This is a genomic window from Salinivibrio sp. SS3, from assembly GCF_001722105.1.
GTDB classification, from domain to species: domain Bacteria; phylum Pseudomonadota; class Gammaproteobacteria; order Enterobacterales; family Vibrionaceae; genus Salinivibrio; species Salinivibrio kushneri.
Genome location: NZ_MEBQ01000045.1, coordinates 277,720 through 298,895 on the forward strand (window position 1 = coordinate 277,720; position 21,176 = coordinate 298,895).

Annotated in this window: 18 protein-coding genes; 6 read left to right on the forward strand and 12 right to left on the reverse strand. The window is 51.5% G+C overall.

Translation table 11 applies throughout. The features are described from left to right. Positions 1-58 precede the first annotated feature (58 nt). Both recB and recD read left to right on the forward strand, forming a co-directional pair. Positions 59-3,646: an exodeoxyribonuclease V subunit beta gene (recB, locus tag BGL48_RS15590; protein ID WP_069363502.1), complete on the forward strand. Its 3,588-nt coding sequence runs from the start codon at positions 59-61 to the stop codon at positions 3,644-3,646. After that, complete coding sequence (recD, locus tag BGL48_RS15595; RefSeq protein ID WP_069363503.1) at positions 3,643-5,481, forward strand: exodeoxyribonuclease V subunit alpha; 1,839 nt, start codon at positions 3,643-3,645, stop codon at positions 5,479-5,481. The genes recB and recD overlap by 4 nt, the downstream gene beginning before the upstream one ends. Before the next feature lie 15 nt (positions 5,482-5,496). On the opposite strand, the gene argA is transcribed toward recD, so the two are convergent. Beyond that, entirely contained in the window at positions 5,497-6,822 is a 1,326-nt protein-coding gene (gene argA / locus BGL48_RS15600; RefSeq protein WP_069363504.1) for an amino-acid N-acetyltransferase, read from the reverse strand. 233 nt (positions 6,823-7,055) lie between these two features. Between argA and BGL48_RS15605 the strand changes: the two genes are divergently transcribed. Then, positions 7,056-7,412: a DUF2850 domain-containing protein gene (locus BGL48_RS15605; protein ID WP_069363505.1), complete on the forward strand. Its 357-nt coding sequence runs from the start codon at positions 7,056-7,058 to the stop codon at positions 7,410-7,412. 29 nt (positions 7,413-7,441) lie between these two features. Here BGL48_RS15605 and BGL48_RS15610 read toward each other — a convergent pair whose 3' ends face one another. After that, the gene (locus BGL48_RS15610) at positions 7,442-7,666 is read right to left on the reverse strand and encodes a hypothetical protein (protein WP_069363506.1); all 225 of its coding nucleotides are present in this window, start codon (positions 7,664-7,666) and stop codon (positions 7,442-7,444) included. A 235-nt stretch (positions 7,667-7,901) separates the two neighbouring features. Between BGL48_RS15610 and mltA the strand changes: the two genes are divergently transcribed. After that, positions 7,902-8,984 carry a murein transglycosylase A gene (gene mltA / locus BGL48_RS15615; RefSeq protein ID WP_069363507.1) on the forward strand — a complete coding sequence of 361 codons (1,083 nt, stop codon included), beginning with the start codon at positions 7,902-7,904 and terminating at the stop codon, positions 8,982-8,984. Positions 8,985-9,062: 78 nt separating this feature from the next. Here the strand turns inward: mltA and BGL48_RS15620 are convergent, their stop codons facing one another. From BGL48_RS15620 to BGL48_RS15630, 3 genes are all read right to left on the reverse strand, one after another. Next, positions 9,063-10,034, reverse strand: a complete 972-nt coding sequence (locus tag BGL48_RS15620; RefSeq protein ID WP_069363508.1) for a TAXI family TRAP transporter solute-binding subunit — start codon at positions 10,032-10,034, stop codon at positions 9,063-9,065. 143 nt (positions 10,035-10,177) lie between these two features. Continuing rightward, positions 10,178-11,005, reverse strand: a complete 828-nt coding sequence (locus BGL48_RS15625) for a 3-keto-5-aminohexanoate cleavage protein (RefSeq protein WP_069363509.1) — start codon at positions 11,003-11,005, stop codon at positions 10,178-10,180. A 40-nt stretch (positions 11,006-11,045) separates the two neighbouring features. Further along, positions 11,046-12,371 carry an aspartate aminotransferase family protein gene (locus BGL48_RS15630; RefSeq protein WP_069363510.1) on the reverse strand — a complete coding sequence of 442 codons (1,326 nt, stop codon included), beginning with the start codon at positions 12,369-12,371 and terminating at the stop codon, positions 11,046-11,048. 99 nt (positions 12,372-12,470) lie between these two features. Between BGL48_RS15630 and BGL48_RS15635 the strand changes: the two genes are divergently transcribed. Both BGL48_RS15635 and tcdA read left to right on the forward strand, forming a co-directional pair. Beyond that, the gene (locus BGL48_RS15635) at positions 12,471-13,388 is read left to right on the forward strand and encodes a LysR substrate-binding domain-containing protein (protein WP_069363511.1); all 918 of its coding nucleotides are present in this window, start codon (positions 12,471-12,473) and stop codon (positions 13,386-13,388) included. 32 nt (positions 13,389-13,420) lie between these two features. Further along, positions 13,421-14,236 (forward strand): tRNA cyclic N6-threonylcarbamoyladenosine(37) synthase TcdA, encoded by an 816-nt coding sequence (tcdA, locus tag BGL48_RS15640; RefSeq protein WP_069363512.1) that lies wholly within the window; start codon positions 13,421-13,423, stop codon positions 14,234-14,236. A gap of 7 nt (positions 14,237-14,243) precedes the next feature. Here tcdA and BGL48_RS15645 read toward each other — a convergent pair whose 3' ends face one another. The 7 genes from BGL48_RS15645 to csdE form a co-directional block, all read right to left on the reverse strand. Then, on the reverse strand, positions 14,244-15,023 hold the full coding sequence (locus BGL48_RS15645) for a substrate-binding periplasmic protein (protein WP_069363513.1): 780 nt from the start codon (positions 15,021-15,023) through the stop codon (positions 14,244-14,246). Positions 15,024-15,083: 60 nt separating this feature from the next. Next, positions 15,084-15,848 carry a substrate-binding periplasmic protein gene (locus BGL48_RS15650; RefSeq protein ID WP_069363514.1) on the reverse strand — a complete coding sequence of 255 codons (765 nt, stop codon included), beginning with the start codon at positions 15,846-15,848 and terminating at the stop codon, positions 15,084-15,086. 116 nt (positions 15,849-15,964) lie between these two features. Beyond that, on the reverse strand, positions 15,965-17,779 hold the full coding sequence (phaC, locus tag BGL48_RS15655) for a class I poly(R)-hydroxyalkanoic acid synthase (protein WP_069363515.1): 1,815 nt from the start codon (positions 17,777-17,779) through the stop codon (positions 15,965-15,967). Positions 17,780-17,858: 79 nt separating this feature from the next. Further along, positions 17,859-18,206, reverse strand: a complete 348-nt coding sequence (locus BGL48_RS15660) for a phasin family protein (RefSeq protein WP_046074153.1) — start codon at positions 18,204-18,206, stop codon at positions 17,859-17,861. Positions 18,207-18,264: 58 nt separating this feature from the next. Beyond that, the gene (locus BGL48_RS15665; protein WP_069363516.1) at positions 18,265-19,476 is read right to left on the reverse strand and encodes an acetyl-CoA C-acetyltransferase; all 1,212 of its coding nucleotides are present in this window, start codon (positions 19,474-19,476) and stop codon (positions 18,265-18,267) included. 15 nt (positions 19,477-19,491) lie between these two features. Further along, positions 19,492-20,232, reverse strand: coding sequence for an SDR family oxidoreductase (locus BGL48_RS15670; RefSeq protein WP_069363517.1), 741 nt, complete (start codon positions 20,230-20,232; stop codon positions 19,492-19,494). A 511-nt stretch (positions 20,233-20,743) separates the two neighbouring features. Then, complete coding sequence (gene csdE / locus BGL48_RS15675; protein ID WP_069363518.1) at positions 20,744-21,169, reverse strand: cysteine desulfurase sulfur acceptor subunit CsdE; 426 nt, start codon at positions 21,167-21,169, stop codon at positions 20,744-20,746. Between the last annotated feature and the right edge of the window lie 7 nt (positions 21,170-21,176).

Here is a 21,176-nt window from a genome sequence, read left to right on the forward strand (position 1 = left end):
ATGTTTTACCCCAAGGGGTTGCTACAATAGCGGGCAGACTAGGCGATGAAATAATGATATGGAACCGCAGATCCTCAACCCGCTCACCTTGCCACTTGATGGCGTCCGATTAATCGAAGCCTCCGCCGGCACCGGTAAGACGTTTACCATTGCTGGCTTGTACCTGCGATTGTTGCTTGGGCATGGCCGCGCAGCGCCGTGTCGGGTCGAGCAAATACTGGTGGTGACGTTTACCGAAGCGGCAACCCAAGAGCTAAAAGACCGTATTCGGCGTCGCATTCATGAGGCGCGTTTTGCTTTTATGCGCGGGGAGAGTGACGATCCTATCATTGCACCTTTGTTGGCAGAGATTAGCGATCATAAAACCGCGGCGCAGCAACTGTTAGAGGCCGAGCGTCAGATGGACGAAGCGGCTATCTATACCATTCACGGTTTTTGTCAGCGGATGCTGACCCAAAATGCGTTTGAATCGGGCAGCCTGTTCAGTCATGAATTTGTCACCGACGAGCGACAAATTAAAGCGCGCGCGGCAGCCGATTTTTGGCGTCGTCGTTTTTATCCGCTGCCAAAATCGTTAGCCGGTGTGGTGAGCAGCTACTGGCCCGCGCCGGAGGCCTTATTAAAAGAGATTGCGCCCTATTTATCCGGGCCGGAAGTGATGGTCAAGGCGCCTGATCTCGGCGAGGATCTCATGGCGGCACACCAAGCGGCGATAGCCAAGATTGACGGGGTGAAGCGCGCATGGCGCGAGGCGGGGGAGCAAATCACCGACCAGCTTAGCGCCGCTAAGCTCGATGGCCGCAGTTATCGCAAAGATCATTTGGCGAACTGGCTGAATGCGATGGAACAATGGGCTAATGCCGAGACGCTTGATTACCAGTTGCCCGACAAATTGGAAAAATTCGCCCAACAGACGTTGGCGGCCAAGAGTAAAGCTGAGCCACCGAGCCTAGCGCTATTTGATCAAATTCAGGCATTGGTTGATCAGCCGCCGACGTTAAAACCGGGATTAACTGCACTGGCGATTACAGAAGTGCGGCAGCTGCTCCGCCAAGAAAAACGCCGCCAAGGGTGGCTCTCGTTTGACGATCTCCTTTCTCAACTTGCCAGCGCACTTGACCAAGATAGCCAAGGTCAGTTGGCTGCGCGTATTCGCAGCTTATATCCGGTGGCAATGATTGATGAGTTCCAAGACACCGACCCGCTGCAATATCAGATTTTTAGCACTGTCTATCAGCCACCAGTGGCGGACGATGCCCCTGTATTCGCAGACGCAGAGACAGAGGAAGAGGGTGAGCGCACCGGTTTAATGATGATTGGCGATCCTAAGCAGGCGATTTATGCCTTTCGTGGTGCCGATATCTTCACCTATATTCATGCCCGTGCGCAGGTGAGTGATCACTATAACCTGGCTACTAACTGGCGCTCGACAGATGGCATGGTGCGCGGAGTCAATGCCTTGTTCTCTCGTGCGAAGGCACCGTTTGTTTATCAAGACAGTATTCCCTTTTTAGAGGTGGCCTCGTCGCCTAGCGCCAAACAAAAGGCGCTGGTGGTGGAGGGAAACGAGCAGCCCGCGCTCACCTTTTGGCATCACAGCCCGGATGAATTGTGTGGCAAGCAAGATTTTGAACAGACCTTGTCGGTGAGTACCGCACAGCATATTACGCAAGTGCTCAACCAATCGGTGGCGGGCAATAGTTATCTACAGACGCCTTCCGGCCAAGCCGAAATTCAGCCGCACAATATCGCCGTGTTGGTGCGCACCGGACGCGAGGCACAGCTGGTCAAGCAAGCGCTGGCTGAAAAAGGCGTGGCGTCTGTGTATCTTTCTAACCGTGATAATGTTTTCGCCAGCCCTGTCGCCAGCGATATTGAGCGCATCTTAGTGGCGGTGATGCAGCCTGAAAACGAGCGTAAGTTGCGGGCAGCGCTAGCCAGCCCCTTATTTGGCCTGACTGCCGAGCAGCTGGCGCTACTTAATCAAGACGAAGCCTTGTGGGAGCAAGAGGTGGTGGCCTTTAGCCATTACCGTGATACTTGGCAGCGCCGTGGGGTGATGCCGATGCTTCGCCAAGTCGCCAGTGCCCGCCAAGTGGCAGAAAACTGGTTGGCGATGCCGCAAGGCGAGCGCTGTGTGACCGACTTTTTGCATATCGCGGAGTTGCTGCAAAGTGCCAGCCAGCAATTGGATAACCCCCACGCGCTGATCCGCTGGTTACAAGAGCGAATGGCCGAGCCGGCTCAACAATCGGAAGAGCAGCAGGTGCGCTTGGAGTCGGAGCGTGATTTGGTGCAAATCGTTACCATCCACAAATCGAAAGGCTTGGAATACGATCTGGTTTACTTGCCATTTGCTTGTCAGTATCGCGAAAGCAGCCAACCGTTTTATCATGATGAACAGTATCAGCCGGTGCTGGCGCTGGATAATGTTGATGAAGGCAAAGAACGCGCTGAAAAAGAGCGGCTGGCTGAAGATATCCGCTTGCTGTATGTGGCGGTGACCCGTGCCGTGTATGGGTGTTTTATCGGCTGTGCACCTCTTAAACAAGGTAACAGTCGGCAAAAAGACTCGGCCTTGCACTTAACGGCCCTCGGCTATTTGCTCCAGCATGGAGAAGCCGGTGATGCTAGCCTGCTGGCCGAGAGTTTGGCTGGATTGGCGAACACGAGTGATGCGGTGGCTGTGGTTGCGCCACCGGAGCCGGATGATAGCCGTTATGCCCCTCAAACGGGTGCGCACGAGGCGCTAAGCGCGCGTCAGTTTGACGGCAAGATTGACCGTCAGTGGCGCTTAACCAGTTACTCAGGGCTGTTAAAACAAAGCCATCATGTCAGCGCCTTGCCCACACTAGCCAGTTACGACTTGGACGCGGACGATGACCTCGCCGATGAGGAAACGCCGGATGTAGCGGTGGATCCTTGGTCGGTTTTCGCGTTTCCCAAAGGCGCACGAGCCGGTACCTTTTTACATACCTTATTTGAAGAGGTGGACTTTACCGCTGATTTGATGAGTGAAGAAGTCGCTGAGCTTATTACCCATCACCTTAGCTTGGAAAACTATGACCCACAGTGGTGCCCGATATTGCAGCAGTGGATGACACAGGTATTGAAGCACCCGCTCAGTGACCAAGGGCTGAGGCTGAACCAAATTGACAACGCCAGTCGATTAACGGAGATGGAGTTCGTGATGCCTTTGGCCGCACTAGACTGCCAGCGACTCAACCGACTCGCCGCGCGATATGATGCGTTATCAGCGCGTGCTGGCCAGCTCAGCTTTGACACGGCGCGCGGGATGTTAAAAGGCTTTATCGATTTAACCTTCCGCGCCGACGGCAAGTATTACGTGCTGGATTGGAAGTCGAACCATTTAGGGGACAGTGTGGCCGATTACCATCCTGAGGCGCTCAAAGAGGCGATGATCGCGCACCGATACGACTTTCAGTACCAGATCTATACCTTGGCGCTGCACCGCTTTTTGCGCCAGCGGATCCCAGATTATGATTACGACACCCATGTGGGGGGCGTGTTTTATTTCTTTTTACGGGGCGCCAGTGATAGCGGCGAGACCGGTGTGTTCGCGCACCGTCCCGATAAGGCGCTGATTGACGCCTTAGACAACCTCTTTGCTGGAGAGTCGGTATGAAACAAGCATTAATGGCACTCTACCAGAGCGGGGAATTGCGAGCGATTGATGTGCAATTTGCTTGTTTGATGGGCGAAGAAGACACCCAATTAGATAAGGCTGCTATCACAGTATGGGCGGCGCTGCTGAGTCGCGAAGTGGGCAAAGGCCATGTCTGCCTTGATTTGCACCAATGGCAGCCACCCAGTGATGTCGCTTGGCAGCCTTTATTGGCGCACATTGATAGCCAAGCGCCAAGCGAGCAATTGGCACAGGCGTCGGTGGTGTCTGACGGGACGCAGGCGACGCCCTTGGTGCTTGCCGGACACCGATTGTATTTACATCGCTACTGGCATGCCGAGCAGCAAGTGGCGGGGCATATTCGCCAGCGTCTGACGGCGCTGCCGGTACCGGATGAGGCCAGACAAACTCTAGATAATTTATTTGCCGCCTCACAGGCAGAGATAGACTGGCAAAAAGTGGCGGCAGCCACCGCGTTGACCCAGCCGTTTGCGGTGATTTCGGGTGGGCCGGGTACGGGTAAAACCACCACCGTCGCCCGTTTGTTGGCGGCGCTGGTGGCGTCACACCATGCCGAGCGCACAACCTCTGCTGCGCTCACCATCAAGCTGGTCGCCCCGACCGGCAAAGCGGCTAACCGATTGACTGAATCTCTGGGACGGGCGATTGCTGCCTTGCCTGTTGATCATGACGTGAAAGCGGCGCTGCCGACCCAAGCCAGCACCATTCACCGATTATTAGGAGCGATTCCGCAGCGAGTGGCGTTTCGCCATCATAAAAATAATCCCGTGCATGCGGATGTATTGATTGTCGATGAAGCCTCGATGGTGGACTTGCCCTTGATGGCACAGCTGTTCGATGCCTTGGCGCCTTCAACACGCATTATTTTGCTGGGGGATAAAGATCAGCTTGCCTCTGTGGAAGCGGGGGCGGTGCTAGGGGATATTTGTCAGTACGCCGAGGCGGGCTATCCAGCGGCGCAAGCCGCGCGTTTAAGCCAACTGACAGGCTTTGACGTACCCGAAAATCGGCACGCGCCAGCGATTGCTAGTGCCCTGTGTCTGTTGCGCAAAAGTTATCGTTTTGATGCCCAATCCGGCATTGGCCAGCTCGCCTTTGCGGTGAACCGAGGAGAGATGGCCGAGGTGGGGGCGGTGTTAAAACGCGGCTATGGCGATATTACCCACCATGTGCTGAGTGATGACAGTTATCAGACCCTGATGCAACAAGCGGTGACAGGATATCGCGATTACTTAACGACACTCGATAATGCGACGCTCGAAAACCCGCCATCCATGGCGGACGTGCTGAGTGCCTTTAGCCAATTTCGTTTGTTGTGTGCATTGACCGAAGGCCCATTTGGTGTCGCTGGCCTCAACCAAGCCATTGAGCAGCACTTGGCATCGGCGGGGTTAATCGCCAAAGAGCGTGACACCTGGTATCACGGCCGGCCGATCATGATTTTACAAAACGATCATGCCCTGGGGCTGTACAACGGTGATATTGGGATTGCTGTGCAACACGCGGGGATCACCCGGGTAGCGTTTGAAACCCACGATGGCGAAGTGCGCTATTTGCTTGCCAGCCGTTTGCCCGCCCATCAAACCGCGTTTGCGATGACGGTACACAAATCACAGGGCTCGGAGTTTGCGCATACGGTGTTGGTGTGTCCGCCTACCATTTCACCAGTGCTCACCCGCGAGCTGATTTACACCGGCATCACGCGGGCGAAGCGCCAGCTTGATCTCTACGCGTCTTGGCCGGTGCTGCGTCACGGTGTAGGCGCACGCACCGCCCGTTATAGTGGTTTGCCGGATGCCTTGATAGCGCCTTGAGTGCAGTGACATCTGCTAAAGCGCCAAGGTCAGCACCTTAGAGCGACGCTGATAGTTGTACAGCTCTTGGCGAGTGTTGGGGAGTGCTGACACATCGGAGAGCAAAAAGCCTTGTTCCAGAAACCAATGCAAACTATGGGTAGTGAGCACAAAAATGGTTTCGAGCCCTTTGGCTTTGGCGCGTTGTTTGAGGTGATTGAGCAGCATGACACCGCGGTCGCCATCACGATAGTCGGGATGAATAGCGACACATGCCATCTCGCCGGTGCGCGCGTCACTAAACGGATAGAGAGCGGCGCAGCCTATCACCAATCCATCCCGCTCGATGATGGTAAAGCGTGGGATTTCTTGCTCCAGTTGTTCCCGCGAGCGGCGTACTAGGATCCCTTGTTGCTCCAAAGGGCGGATCAAATCCAAGATCCCACCGATATCGTCAATCTGGGCTTGGCGCACTTTTTCGGCACGCTCCATCACGATCTGGGTGCCGATCCCTTCAATCGAGAACAGCTCTTGGATTAATGCCCCATCTTTTTTATAGCTGATTAAGTGACTGCGGGTGACGCCCGCGCGACACGCAGCAATCGCGCCGCGTAAAAAGCGACTGGTGCCAGAGCCAGTATCGCCAGCAGCTTCTCTCGCCTCTAAAAGCGGTTGGGCTTGGGTAGGCAGTAACTCAGAAATCACCTCACTGTCTTGGTTTAAAACCCCTTGCTCGGAGCAAAAGCCAATCAACTTGTCTGCGCGTAACCGAATCGCAACCTGAGTCGCCACTTCTTCGGAGGTGAGATTAAAGCATTCCCCAGTGACTGAGCTGGCCACTGGCCCCATCAGCACGATTGCGTTTTGATCGAGCTGGCGCTGAATACCGTCAATATCGATGCGGCGAATTTTGCCACTGTGACAATAATCAATTCCTTCATCGACGCCCAACGGTTGCGCGATAACAAAATTGCCACTGATCACATTGATCTGAGCGCCGGCCATGGGCGTGTTATTCAGCCCCATGGATAAGCGTGCCGTGATGTCGAGTTGCACTTGGCCGGCCGCTTGTTTGACCACTTCAAGCGCATGGTTGTCGGTGATGCGAATACCTTTGTGATAAGGCGTTTCCAGTCCGTACTGATTTAAGGCGCAATTAATCTGTGGACGGGCACCAAACACCAACACCAGTTTCATGCCCAGGCTGTTGAGTAGGGCGATATCATTGACGATATTCTGAAAGTTCTCATCCGCCATCGCCTCGCCACCCAGCATAATCACCGCGGTTTTATCTCGGTGAGCGTTGACATACGGGGCCGATTGGCGAAATCCTTTAACCAGTGCGGTACTTCTTATTTTCACGCGGACACCTGTTTAATTATTCACTATATATGCCTTTTTATTCTTTTTCGGGTCTGAGTGTCAAGTCCTGTCTGGTGTCAAGGCGCACGTGAAGCGATAAGGTTTCGCGCGCACTCTCAACACTTCCACTCGCAATGTCGGTAGATGAAGCAAGATCACAATCTAGCGTTCAGCGTCTAAAATAAAGTAATGAGTCAGTTATGCTGGAATAAAAAGCACTGAGAGGTAAGCGTGTGCGAAAAACGAAACAAGTGGTTCTATTAGTTCTTTTGATCTTATTTGGTGGGACGGGGTTTTTAGTGGCGACTCAGCCGGCCATTTTTGCGCCTGACGTGACGCAAGCCGATTTGTATGGCGAATGGGTAGAACAAGATGTGGCACCTTATGCCGCCGACCAGTTTGAAATACGCTCTGATGGTATTTACACCAATGGGAGCCGCGCCACCACTGAGTATCAGTTTGATGGCGATCTGCTCAAATATACGATAGGAACCGAAACCTACCTATATCGGGTTGAAGACGCAAAGACGCTCGAGCGTATTGAACCTGCTCATTACACATCCTTTTTTGCCAAAGATAATCGCTCATGAGGGACGTGTTAGCCGCTACGCGGCCTGGTTCAGAAGTGCTGTGACTCCAAGGTGGTGAGAAGCTCGTTGACCGAGCACTGTTTTGTTGCCACTTTCCGCAAGAGATCGGCGGTTTCAGCATCACCCCCCAGACAACGTTGAATACTGGTATTAATCACCTGGCGTGTACAGCCTTCGGTGGCCATCATACGAATCCATTGGTATTCCACTGCATCACTATCAAGTAGCGTTGAACGCCCAACTTTTAAATCCATCGCTGCTTTACTCCTTTATGTTGCACTTTCTATGCAGTTTTGTTGCAAGGTCAGTACATAATATTTATATGACAATTTGATGAATGTCGTCTTGGTAAAGGAAGTAAGCCGAATAGCGTCACAATATATCTGTATTGGTTTGCAGACAGTTACAAACTTAACCTCGAGAACTGATTGCCAAGCGGGGCGCTTTTTGCGAGCCTTAGCGCTATTAACTCACTGATTGGAATATGGTGTGAAAAAAGCGTTAGTTGTGATGGCGTGTGTGGCGATATTGGCAGGATGTGTGCGTCCTACCGACCGGGGTCAACAATATATTGATGGGCGATTTGAATCGATACTCACCCCAGTACCACAAGTGGCTTCTGAAAGCCCGCGAGACTTTAGTTTATTCAATGACCAGTTAGCGGCGGTGACCGCCAACTCTCCGTCGTTAGTGGCGGAGCATCAAGCCGTTTATCAGCGTTTGCAAGCCTGGTTAGACGCGGGAGGCAAGATCGAGGCGCTTGCGGATTATGGCTTGGAAGTGAACCAAATGGCAGGGGGAGATGACTTTGGGAACGTGATGTTTACCGGGTATTTCTCTCCGGTGATAGAAATGCGCCACCAGCCGGATGATTTGTTCCGCTATCCTGTCTACGCCAAACCCCCTTGTGATGACGACTGTCCAGATCGCGCTGCTATCTATGCTGGCGCCTTGGATGGGCAGGGCTTAGAGCTGGGCTACAGTGCCTCCCTTATCGATAGTTTTATTATGGAAGTACAAGGCAGCGGTTTTGTGCATTTTGGCGATAACGACCAACTGGAGTATTTTGCCTACGGAGGCAAGAATGGTCACCCATATGTCAGCATTGGAAAAGTGCTGATCGAGAGAGGTGAGGTTCCGCGCGAAAAAATGTCGCTGAAAGCGATCCAAGAGTGGGTGGCTGCCCACAGTAAAGATGAAGTGCGTGAATTACTCGAGCAAAATCCCTCTTATGTTTTCTTTACCCCAAAGGCGGCTGATCCTGTCAGTGGCACGGCGGGGATTCCGTTGAAAGCCGGGGCGTCTGTGGCGGCGGATCGACGTTACTTACCCATGGGCAGTGTGTTACTGGCTGAAGTGCCTCAGTTGGATGAGCAAGGCAACTGGACGGGCGAGCATGTGATCAAGCTGTTAATGGCACTAGATACCGGTGGCGCGGTGAAAGAAAATCACCTGGATTTATACCATGGCATGGGTCGTGAAGCAGGCGAGCAAGCCGGGCACTACAAGCACTTTGGTCGGGTTTGGAAACTGGACGCCTTAGCGCCACAAAGAGTGAGCCAGTCAGAGTAACGGCCAAGATGAGGTCAGACCCTTAGGAAATAAAAAAGCGAGCGTTGAACGCTCGCTTTTTGGTAAGCGGGAGATGACTTATTCAATTAACCCGGCTTCACGATAGTAGCGCGCCGCACCTGGGTGAAGGGGAGCAGACAGGCCGTCTTTTACCATCTCTTCTTTCTTCAGGTTAGCGAATGCAGGGTGGAGACGGCGGAAGTCGTCAAAGTTCTCAAACACCGCTTTCACCACGTTATAGATCACATCCTCAGGAACTTGTGTGGAAGAGACGAAGGTCGCACCCACACCAAAGGTGGTGACGTCGTTGTCGTTGCCACGGTACATACCGCCAGGAATAATGGCTTGACGATAATAGTCACGATCTTCAATCAGCTGTTTAGCCGCATCATTCGCAACTTCAACCAATACGCTATCACAGGCGGTGGTCGCTTCTTGAATCGCACCACTTGGGTGACCCACGGTGTAAACCATGGCATCAATTTTGTTATCACACAGGGCTTTGGATTGCTCGGCCGCTTTTAGTTCAGAAATTTGGCCGAACTTGTCCATATCCCAACCCATTTGATCCATCAATACTTCGATGGTGCCACGTTGGCCCGAGCCAGGGTTACCAATGTTAACGCGCTTGCCTTCCAGATCATCAAAGGTTTTTACGCCTGCATCGGCACGTGCTACCACGGTAAACGGTTCTGGATGAATAGAGAAAACGGCGCGAAGTTCTTTAAATTCGCCCTGATCTTCAAATTTGCTAGTGCCTTTGTAAGCATGGTATTGCCAGTCAGATTGGGCGATACCCATATCTAGCTCGCCAGCACGAATGGTGTTGATGTTGTAGATTGAGCCGCCTGTACTTTCTACCGAGCAGCGAATGCCATGGTCATCTTTGCTTTTATTGACCAGACGGCAAATTGCACCACCTGTTGGGTAATAAACACCCGTGACACCGCCAGTACCAATAGTCACAAACTGGTTAGCTTGCGCGCTTGCCGCGGTTCCTAGTGCGGCAGAAAAGCCGAGCGCAATCAGAGTAGGTTTCATCGCTTTCATGCTTAAGATTCCTTTTTAAGTTAGAGGTTGCTATCCGGGCGCACCCTCGAAGTTGGTATGACACTCAATAACAATATGACAAAAAAGTGTCACCACGCTATTTTTTCAATCTTTTAACAATATTTGCAAGCAATTGTATTGGGTTAAAACGATTGGGTCATGGTTTGCCTTAGTGCTTGTACAGGTTTAGTACAATATCCCAGCTTTTCCAGTGTGTTGCGTAAATCTGTGATCTGAGATGCGTTATCTATGGCCTGACGTTGGTCAACGCGTTGGGTGTTGTTTTCAAAGCCGATTCGTATGTCTCCTCCTAGCAGTGCAGCGGTCGTCAGACAGCGTATTTCATGGTGGCCAAATGCACAGGCTGACCAGGGCAGGTTGTTAGGGTCGGGGAGCGCTTGCCACATGGCGACGATGTCTTCTGGGTGGCCAAATGGGGGATTTTGATCCCGACCCGCAACCAAGAGTAAATGGTGCCCTGTAGGAGGGATCACGCCGGCGTGACGTAGCTGACGGTAGCGCGCCACATCTTGAGGGTGATAGAGAATAAACTGTGTGTAAACAGCATGGTGATGTAACCATGCAAAAAATGTTCTGGCTTCGGTCGTTTCGGAACGGTCAGGCACTAGTTCTCTTAGCGCAATGGACACGGCCTCAGGCTTAACGGCCTTCACTAATCCGATTTGCTCTGACGGGCGATAGCGACCCACGGCTTCGGTGGTGAGTTGGATGACCATGCGATCACCGACCGCATCTTGGACTTGCTGGTAAAGCCGACGATTGAGAGTGGGGTCCAAACTATGCGCGCCAGACTCATCGCGTGCATGAATGTGCGCCATGGCGGCACCGGCGTCAGCGCATGCGTGCAGGCAGTCAATCAGTGATAGTGCATCAATCGGGACGGCGCTATGCTGCGAAGGCTGCAGCCGCGCGCCGTTGGGAGCAACCATGATGGTGAGTGTATCGGTCATCTTTTTTCCTTAAGCCTAGTTTGAGCGCAAGACTGACTGCTTAGTGTGGCAGACAGGTGTCTAGGGTTATCCGTAGTTTGTCGGCTATCTCATCAATATGTGGCGCTTTAATGATGTAGGGAGGCGCCAATAAAATATGGTGACCTTGTTTGCCATCGATGGTACCGCCCATGGGATAGCACATCAGGCCGTTTTCCAGCGCGGTTTGTTTGATTTGTTTCGCTAGCGGCAATGTGGACGAAAAAGGCTGCTTTGTCTCTTTATCCGCGACCAACTCGAGTGCCAAAAATAGACCACGACCTCGGATGTCGCCGACAAAAGGGGATGAATCAAATTGATGATGTAGCGCCGTTTTAAGCGCCTTGCCTTGTTTTTCCGCCGCGTCAACGAGTCCTTCTTGCTCAAGTGTGGTGAGTGTTGCTAAGGCAGCGGCACAGGTAGTCGGATGTGCCATAAAGGTGTGGCCATGTTGGAAAAAACCCGAGCCGTGAGCGATTGCGTTATAGACAGGGTCAGCCACAAGCGTCGCGCCAATAGGCTGATAACCAGCAGCAAGCCCTTTCGCGATAGCGACTATATCTGGAACGATATGTTCATGCTCAAAGGCGAAAAAGCGCCCGGTGCGTCCTGTTCCGCACATCACTTCATCGAGGATCAGCAAAATGTTGTATTGGTCGCAGATCTCTCGAATCCGTGTAAAGTAGCCTGTTTCGGCGGTCAATGCGCCCGCAGTGGCACCGACGACGGGCTCAGCGATAAAGCCAATCACGGTTTCGGGTCCTTTTTCTAACAGCATGGTTTCAAGCTCGTTGGCCACTCGCTGACCATATTGGTAAGCGCTCTCATCGGGACCTTGATCGCGATAGGCGTAACAGGGAGCAATCAGACTGGTGTCCATTAACAAAGGCGCAAAGGGCGCACGACGCCATGCGTTACCTCCAACGGATAGCGCGCCAAGCGTGTTGCCGTGGTAGCTTTGGCGTCGAGCAATAAAGTGTTGGCGCTGCGGCTGACCAACTTCCACCCAATACTGGCGTGCCAGTTTTAATGCGGTTTCCATCGCCTCTGAGCCACCACTGACCAAGTAAGCGCGATTAATCAAGGGAGGCGCGAGGTCGGCTAATATATTGGCGAGCGCTTCACTGCTTTCTGAGGTAAAAAAGCCAGTATGCGCATAGGGAATCGAATCAAGCTGACGGTGGATAGCCTCTAACACGGCTGGGTGGTTATGTCCGAGACAAGAAACGGCTGCACCTCCGCACGCATCCAGATACCGCTTACCCTGGGTATCCGTTAAATAAACCCCTTGACCACTGGCGATAGTGGGAAGGGCTTGATGACAGTGGCGATGGAATACGTGGCTCATACGATGGCCTCATAGTGACGTTTGCCCATGAGTATGAACCGATTGTATTTTGCGCGACAAAGGATATATTTTCACCAGGTATGAAAAAAAGGAATGGGAATGGAAGCGCGTTTGCCATCGATGCGAGCGTTACAAGCGTTTGTCGTGGTCGCCCAGCAAGGCAGCTTTTCGGAAGCGGCCAAGGTATTGCATGTCAGCCAAAGTACCATCAGTAAACAAATCCAACAGTTAGAGCAGTGGATTGGACAACCTTTGTTTGCGCGGACCGCGTATGGGGTAGGGCTTAATGCGATTGGAGAGACGTATCTTCAATCGGTCTCCTCAGGGATCCATGAAATCGCCAATGCCACGGCTTACGCGCGTCAACAGAGTGTCCAGCAAGAGTCGGTCAGCTTGCTGGTGCCGCCATCTTTTGCCAGTCTGTGGTTGATTCCGCAACTGCAAGACTTTAAGGCGCGTTATCCGTCGGTATCGGTGACGGTCAGCGCCAGTGATTCTATCCCGCAAGGGAAAGAAAAAGAGGTTGATATCCTCATTCGTTGCCAGCCGCGTCAACAAGCAGGCTCCCAGTCAATCTGCCTGGCTAATGAACACCTAGCTTTATTAGCCGCTGCCGCGATTGTCCCTGAGCCCATTGAACGTGCCGCGCTACTTGCCACGGTGCCGGTGCTTTCTCATCTGACTAGGCCGACACTGTGGGAGCATTTTTGGCAGCAATTTGGCTTAACGGATAGCAACCCGCAGTATGGCGCGGGGTTTGAGCACTTTTTTATGGCATTGGAGGGGGTGCAGCAAGGTATGGGGATGGCATTAATTCCTACCTTTATGGCGACAACCAGTTTACGGCAAGGAAAAGTGGTTAACCCTTTGGGGCTGGGCATTGATAGCGGCTACGGTTATTACCTCTACAGTGCAAGCTACAAGCAGCGAGCGTCAGGTGTTAGCCAAGTGGTGCAGTGGCTTAGTGACCGCTTTGCACGGGATCCCGCTAGACAATTATCGAGCAAGTCGGTATAACGCCCCTCGGTTTGATGAACAAAGAGACGGGTATGACACGCCAGTTATCAGATGCCTATTGGCAACGTTTTGGTGGCACCGCAAGGCTCTACGGCCAGCGTGCGCTCGAGGTATTTAGTCAAAGCCACATCTGTGTGATTGGCATTGGTGGTGTTGGCTCGTGGGCGGCAGAATCGTTAGCGCGCACAGGGGTTGGAGCCATCACATTAATTGATATGGATGATGTGTGTGTCACCAACACCAATCGCCAAATTCATGCACTGAAAGAGACCGTCGGACAAAGTAAAAGCGAGGTGATGGCTGCGCGCCTAACGGAGATTAACCCAGAGTGTCAGGTCACCGTCGTCGATGATTTTATTAGTGCCGATAACCTCGCTGACTATATCCATTCTGGGTTTGATTATGTGTTGGATGCGATTGACAGTATTAAACCGAAAACGGCGTTACTTGCTTACTGCAAGCGGCATAAAATTAAGGTGTTGACCGTTGGAGGGGCAGGCGGTCAAATCGATCCAACTCAAATCCAAGTGGCAGATTTGACTAAAACGATTCAAGATCCGCTCGCGGCGAAGCTGCGTAACAACCTTCGTCGTTTTCATGGTTTCACGAAAACCCAAGGGCGTAAGTTTGGCATTGATTGTGTTTATTCCACCGAGCAGCTCAAATATCCTCAGCCTGATGGCAGTGTCTGTGAAAGCAAAGTGTCAGCCGAAGGCCCCAAACGCATGGATTGTGCCAGTGGTTTTGGGGCGGCAACCATGGTGACCGCGAGTTTTGGTTTCGTCGCTGTTTCGCGCATTTTACAAAAGCTAATCGCGGCTGATCAGCGTCGCGAGCAGGCTGGCTGAGCCTGCTTTACTCTGAAGGGAGCGCGCGTACGCCAAATTCGCCCATGCGAAACGCAGTCCATGCTCTTTGGTAATCGCCACTGTTTTTGAGTTGATTAATACCACGGTTTAATCGCGCTACCCAGCGTGCGCTATCAGGATGTTGGCGACTCAATAAAACATGGAGGGGCGTAACACGCAGCGGTTTAGGGTGAAAGGTGATGTGCTGACGCGTGTCATCAGGCATCACAGTGCGTAGGGTGTTCATCACCACATATTGGTTACCAATAATCACATCCGTGTCGCCCGTGAGTAAGCTGCGCAGCTTTTCTACTTCGTTGGGGTAGCGGCGAACCACCACGTCGCCACCTTGCTGATTAAAGTTTGCCAGCATGGCATCCTCTATATAGCTCTCGCTAATCCCAACGCGTAAGCCGTTCAGGCTAGCCAACGATTGCCAATCAAAGTGTCGGTTTTTGAGGTGAAAAAACACCACGGTTTCGGTATAGATAGGCGCAGAGTATATAAAGTCTTTTTCACGTTTAGAGGTGTAGCCCCAGCCAACCGTACCGTGGGCTTTGCCCGTTTGTGCCTCTTCTTTCGCTTGCTGCCAAAGCATAAACTCAATCTCTATCTCCATATCCTGTCGCTTTCCAGCTTCTTTAACGATATGCGCTAACACCCCTTGATGTACTAATTGATTGGAAATAAACGGCTGGTATTCGCCAGACGTCAGCACTAAATTGGGCGTGGCAACACCAACCACCGGGAGGCTGAACGCGAATAAAATGATTAGCCATCGCCACATAACAACTCCAGCGTCAACGGACGTCTACCATAACCCATATTGATGAGCCTTTAATTGAACCTATTCAGGCAACTTTTGCCGTCGAAATTGATTCCAAACTGCTTTATAGCGACCATCCGTTTTTATGCGTCGTAACCCTTTGTTGAATGCACGAGAATGATCGTACGCTTGTTTAATCTTACGACTAAACAGCACATGTAAGGGAGTAACGCGAAAGGGATGGGGATGGTACGTCAACTGACGAGTTTGCTCTGCACTGAGCGTCGTTTTAATGATGTAGAGCAAAACATCTTTGTTGCCTAGCGCAATATCAATCTGATTATTCAATAAGGCGTGAACTTGGTCCTCTTCTGTTTCAAACTCTTGTAACTTCACATCGATACCGGATTTTTGCAACTGGGTCAGTGTATTGACGTCGATATATCCTAGGCCAACACCGACCGCAAGGCCGGCTAAATCCTCGGGCTTTGACCAATTAAACGCTTTATCTTTGCGATGAAAGAAGACAGCACTTTCGGTATATATTGCATCTGAATAGATAAAATCCAGTGCGCGCTCTTTGGTGAAAGCCCATCCAACCGTACCGTTCCACTGACCTTGCTGAGCCAGTGCCATCGACTCATGCCAAGGAAAATAACCAAACGTTATATCGAGGTTTGCTTCTTCGGCGGCCAACACAATAATTTCAGTTAATGGGCCTTGGTTGGGGAGATGTTGTGAAATAAAAGGAGGGTACTCACCTGATGTCAGGCGGATTGATTGCGCATGTGTGAGCATTGGGAGGATCAGCAACAATACACCTCCCCATCGCACCATCAGTCTCATACTGCCTCCTGAGCGTTCTCGTGACTATGAGATGAGTATAGCAGGAGAAAAAAAGCGGCGCCGTCGCACTCTATGAGCCACAATTGCGCCGCCATTCTTATTATTGAGATAGCTGGTTAAGCGTTGGTTTCTTCAGGCTCAGGTTCGGTTTTAGCCTCTGTGTGAATCGGCAAAACCTGACGAACGTATTCACCCGGCGCCGCACAAAGAACCGGATAGGTCTCAGACCCTATTGAGTATGGTTCCACTTGCTCTTCCGGACTATAGCTACGTAACCATTTTTCCCAGTGGGTCCACCAAGAGCCAGTGTGATGTGACGCATTATCGAGCCACTCATCGGCACTATCAGGCAGGCTATCATTGGTCCAAAAACCGTATTTTTTCTTAACGGGATGGTTGACGATACCGGCAATATGCCCTGATTCGCCCAGTACAAAGGTTTTATTGCCGCCAACATTCAGTGCACCGCGATAGGTCCCTTGCCAAAGGGCGATATGATCTTCTTTGGTCGAGATGAAATAGCTCGGCACCTTGATCTTATTCAGATCAATCCAGACACCGCCGACTTTTACTCCCTTGTCTTGCACCAGTTTGTTTTCAAGGTACAAATCGCGCAGGATAAAGTTGTGTGTCTTCGCGGCCACGTTGGTGCTATCACTGTTCCAATACAGCAAATCAAAGTCGACAGGACTGTTACCTTTGAGGTAATTCTCAATGTAATAGTTCCAGTACAAGCTGTTCTCGCGCAATAAGCTAAAGGTAACGCTGAGTGAACGGCCATCCATGTAGCCGCGTGCCGTATTTTGCGCTTCAATGGCTCGAATCAAGCTGTCATTGATGTAGGCACCAATTTCCCCTGGCTGCGAGAAGTCCAATAAGGTGGTGAAGAAACTCGCCGATTTAATCCGTGCTTTCATGCGCTTCGCCGCATAGTAAGCGATGGTACAGGCTAAAACGGTCCCACCAATACAGTAGCCAACGCCGTTAATCTGCGATTGACCGGTAATGTCTTCGATAGCACTGACTGCCTTGACGGTGCCTTGGGTCACGTAGTCTTCGAAGCCAATCTCTGCTTGTTCGGCAGAGGGGTTACGCCACGACATCAAGAATACCGTATGCCCTTGCTCAACCAACCAACGAATCAGTGAGTTTTTCTCGCGTAAGTCGAGAATATAGTACTTGTTAATGAACGGAGGCACGACCAAGATGGGGGTGGTATATACTTTTTCCGTTACCGGACGATATTGAATGAGTTCGAATAACTCGTTTTTATACACCACGTCGCCAGGTGTGTTGGCGACATCATCACCCACGCGAAACGCGTTATTATTGGTCATGCGCACTTTAAGAATATCCGCGCTAGACTCCATATCCTGCTTAAGCTGTTCCATGCCGCGCAGTAGATTTTCACCCTGAGACTCCAGCGTCATTTTGAGCAGTTCAGGGTTAGTCGCAATATAGTTACTCGGGGCCATGGCGTTAATCGCTTGCCGTGAGAAAAATGAGAGACGTTCACGGGTTTTGTCATCAAGGCCTTCAATGGCGTCGATGGTTTCCATATAGGTACGTCCAAACAGCAGATAAGACTGTTTGATAAAGTTATAAAGGACATCTTCCTGCCAAGCCTTATCCTTAAAACGTTTATCGTCACTGCCTTCGCTCACTACCTCTTCCGTGTTATCACGCGCGAGCATGGCGTTCTGCCAGATTTGCATTTGCTGTTCCCACCACTGCATTTGCACTTGTAGAAGTGCAGCGGGTTGTTGAGCCGCGCCTTCCAGCAACTGAGCAGTGTCTTGCAGGCTGACTTCCTGCATGGCTTGATTGAACGGTGTGTTTACGGCTGCCTTGCCCTGCTCAAGATCCTGCCACCATTGCTGGTTTTGTTCTTGCAGCCTGGCAAGGTAGTCCGAAAAGAAGTGATGAAACATAGTCTTGCCCTCTTGATCGGATAAGCACTACAAAGGCCTGCTGTCAGCGACAGCAGGCACTAGTGCAAAAACCCTGCCTTTATGCTGGGGTGCCGGCTTTCATATTTTCAGCCGTGAGTTTGTCGATATCTTCTTTAAACTCTTTGGCGATGTTTTGCAGCTTGGCGCTGTCATCCATCATTTGCTGAGACAGCTTGGTCAAAGCGGCCAGTTGCTGGCTGCTGAATGACGTCATGCTAGAGACATCCTTCACTTCGCTCGCTGCTTTCATCTGCTCTAGGCCGAGTTCGCTATAGGTGCGCATGGCATTCATTTGTAGCTCAGTCAGCGTCTCAACATTTTTGGCTACCAACTTGTTGAAATTAACGTAGGGAGCCAGGGCTTTTTCAGATTGCTCAGAAAACGCTTTAAACATATCTGTGTACATGGTGTATCTCCTGATAGTGTTGTGTATGGGTTGTTAACCCAAGGTCGCAAGTGTCCGTTTATGCTTGTGTACGCTTAACAATTAAAGCTGTACCCATGCCGCCGCCAATACACAAAGAAGCAACCCCGTGGGTTTCGCCTCTTCGCGCGAGCTCGTGTAGCAAGGTCACCACAATCCGATTACCTGATGCCCCGAGTGGGTGACCGAGTGCAATGGCACCGCCGTTGACATTGGCACGCGCCAATATCGCATCAGGTGTTGTTTTATGGTGCGCCGCCAGTTGGTGTATGACCCCCAGCGCTTGTGCAGCAAATGCTTCGTTAAGCTCAAGTAAATCAATGTTGTCGAGGGTCAGGTTGGCTTTCTCCAACGCCGTATTGACCGCTCCCACAGGGCCTAAGCCCATAATGCTTGGATCGACACCGTGCTGAGCGTAGGCGGCAACTTCTGCAAGTGGGGTTAGCCCGTGTTCTTTCACTGCCGACTCAGACGCGAGGATCACGGCACTCGCGCCATCGTTGATGCCGGAAGCATTACCGGCCGTTACTGAGCCTTCTTTATCAAAGGCGGGGCGCAACTTGCTGAGGCCCTCTAGCGTGGCGTCTGCTTTTGGGTACTCATCGGTATCAAACGTCACGGTTTGCTTACGCTGCTTTATCTCAATCGGAGTGATTTCATCTTTAAATCGACCTGCTTCAATCGCTGAAACGGCTTTTTGTTGGCTGCTAAGCGCAAAGCTATCTTGTTGCTCACGGGTAATCCCGACTTCTTTGGCGACATTCTCCGCGGTCACTCCCATGTGATACTGGTTGTACACATCCGTGAGGCCGTCATTAATGAGCAAGTCTTTCATGGCGAAATTGCCCATTTTCTGCCCATCGCGGAGGTTGCCTGCTGCCGCAAACGGGATTTGTGACATGTTTTCAACCCCAGCCGCGACCACAACCTGCGCATCGCCAGCTCGGATGTGCGTCACGGCATCCATGATGCTTTTCATGCCGCTGCCACAGACCATATTGATTGAATAGGCGGGAACATGGGGCGGGATATCTGCGTAAATCGCAGCCTGACGACCGATCCCCATTCCTTGTCCTGCGCTGACCACGTTACCCACGATGACTTCATCAATCGCGGTTGGGGCAAGCGATGTTTCACTCAGCGCACCTTTAATGGCGTAAGCGGCGAGTTGCCCCGTTGGGACGTCTTTGAGTGTGCCTGAAAAGGCACCGATGGCGGTACGTTTTGCCGCCACGATAAAAATACGTTCCATCAATCTTTCCTTGATTTATTGCATGTAGAGGCCGCCGTTTACCGACAGCGTCTCACCCGTAATGTAAGCGCCTGCGTCGCTGGCAAGGTAAGCCACTGAGGCTGCAATTTCTTCTGGCTTAGCCAAGCGCTTCATCGGGATCTGGCTGGTGATTGACTCCAACACATCGTCGCGCATGGCGGTAACCATCGGTGTGGCGGTATAGCCTGGCGCCACAACATTGACAGTGACACCGGCCCGTGCTCCCTCTGCCGCGAGAGACTTACTAAAGCCCATCATACCGGCCTTGGCGGCGGCATAGTTGGCTTGACCAAACTGACCTTTTTGGCCATTGACCGATGAGATGTTGATGATGCGTCCTCCTCCTTTTTCGCACATGGCGGCGAATAAGGGCTGAGTGACGTTAAAGAGGCTGTTGAGGTTGGTATTGATGACATCATGCCATTGTGAGGCATTCATTTTCTTGAACACACTGTCGCGGGTAATCCCCGCATTGTTTACCAGTACATCCACCGTGCCTTCTTCTTCTAAAAGCTTAGCAATCCGTGAGGCGCATTGTTCGGTGTCGGTGACATCAAGCTCAAATAGACGAACTTGGTCGTGGTTAAATTTCTTTTCGTCAAACCACTCTTGGGCGCACTCTGCTCCCCCTGTAAAGTGGGTCGCGATGACGCGATATCCGTCTTCTACCAATTTCTCGGTAATTGCCGATCCGATCCCACCTTTCGCGCCGGTTACTAATGCCAGTTTTTTCATTTATGACTCCATTCACTACAACAAGCAAACTAAACGAGATGCCTGAAGCCGCATCTGGAACCACTTCAAACCAGAATTACAGTCATCTTTTTCTCACAGCAGCAATAGTTGTGCCAAAAATCAACTTATCATATCTGCCGATATTGTTAGGCAGCCTAACGGATGGGTGTGACCCTTTTATGACTGCCTGCTTCTAAGCTAACGAATCTAGACAAATACGCAAAGTATAAAAACCTGATGTTCTGCATTCGAGATCTTGGTCAAACTAATAGGGAAACACTGCAATTAATTGTTAATAGTATGTTTGTTTTGTGTTTTTTTTTGTGGGTTTGTCATCGAGTTGCTCAGTGCTCGGCTAAGTCCATGAAATGGATTGCATTAGCGGTGTAACTTGCGGCTTTTTGGTTGGTAATGCCTTGTTAAATAGTCATGGCGGTCAAAAAACAAACACTGCTTGTGAGGTGAGTGGCGAGCGATCGCGGTGGCGACAGGCCACCACGTGTGCAAAGGGCTAACGAGTGATCTGATGAATGTATTCAATGATGGCGTGCAAGCCATTGGTGCGTGACTCACTTAAATGGTGCGCCAGTCCCGCTTGCTGGAAAACGCGGTCTATGTCGAGGGTGTGAATGGCATTACCGTGTTGGCCGTGAACACAGGCAAGCACGATCGCTAATAAACCTTTAACAATTCTGGCATTGGAGTCGGCGGCAAAGTAATGGGTGTCCCCCTCGGCCTGATGGAGAAACCAAACCGCACTCTCACAGCCGTGCACTTGGTTTGCTGTTTGTTTTTGCGCATCGGTAAAGGTTGGCAGCCGTTTTCCCCACAAAATTAATTGTCGGTATTTATCTTCCCAGCTGGTGTGTTGCGCGAGCATCTCGGTGACCGTCGTTTGGTTAAGCTCGGTGCCAAAAGGGTGATGGGGTAACGCCATTGTCTAT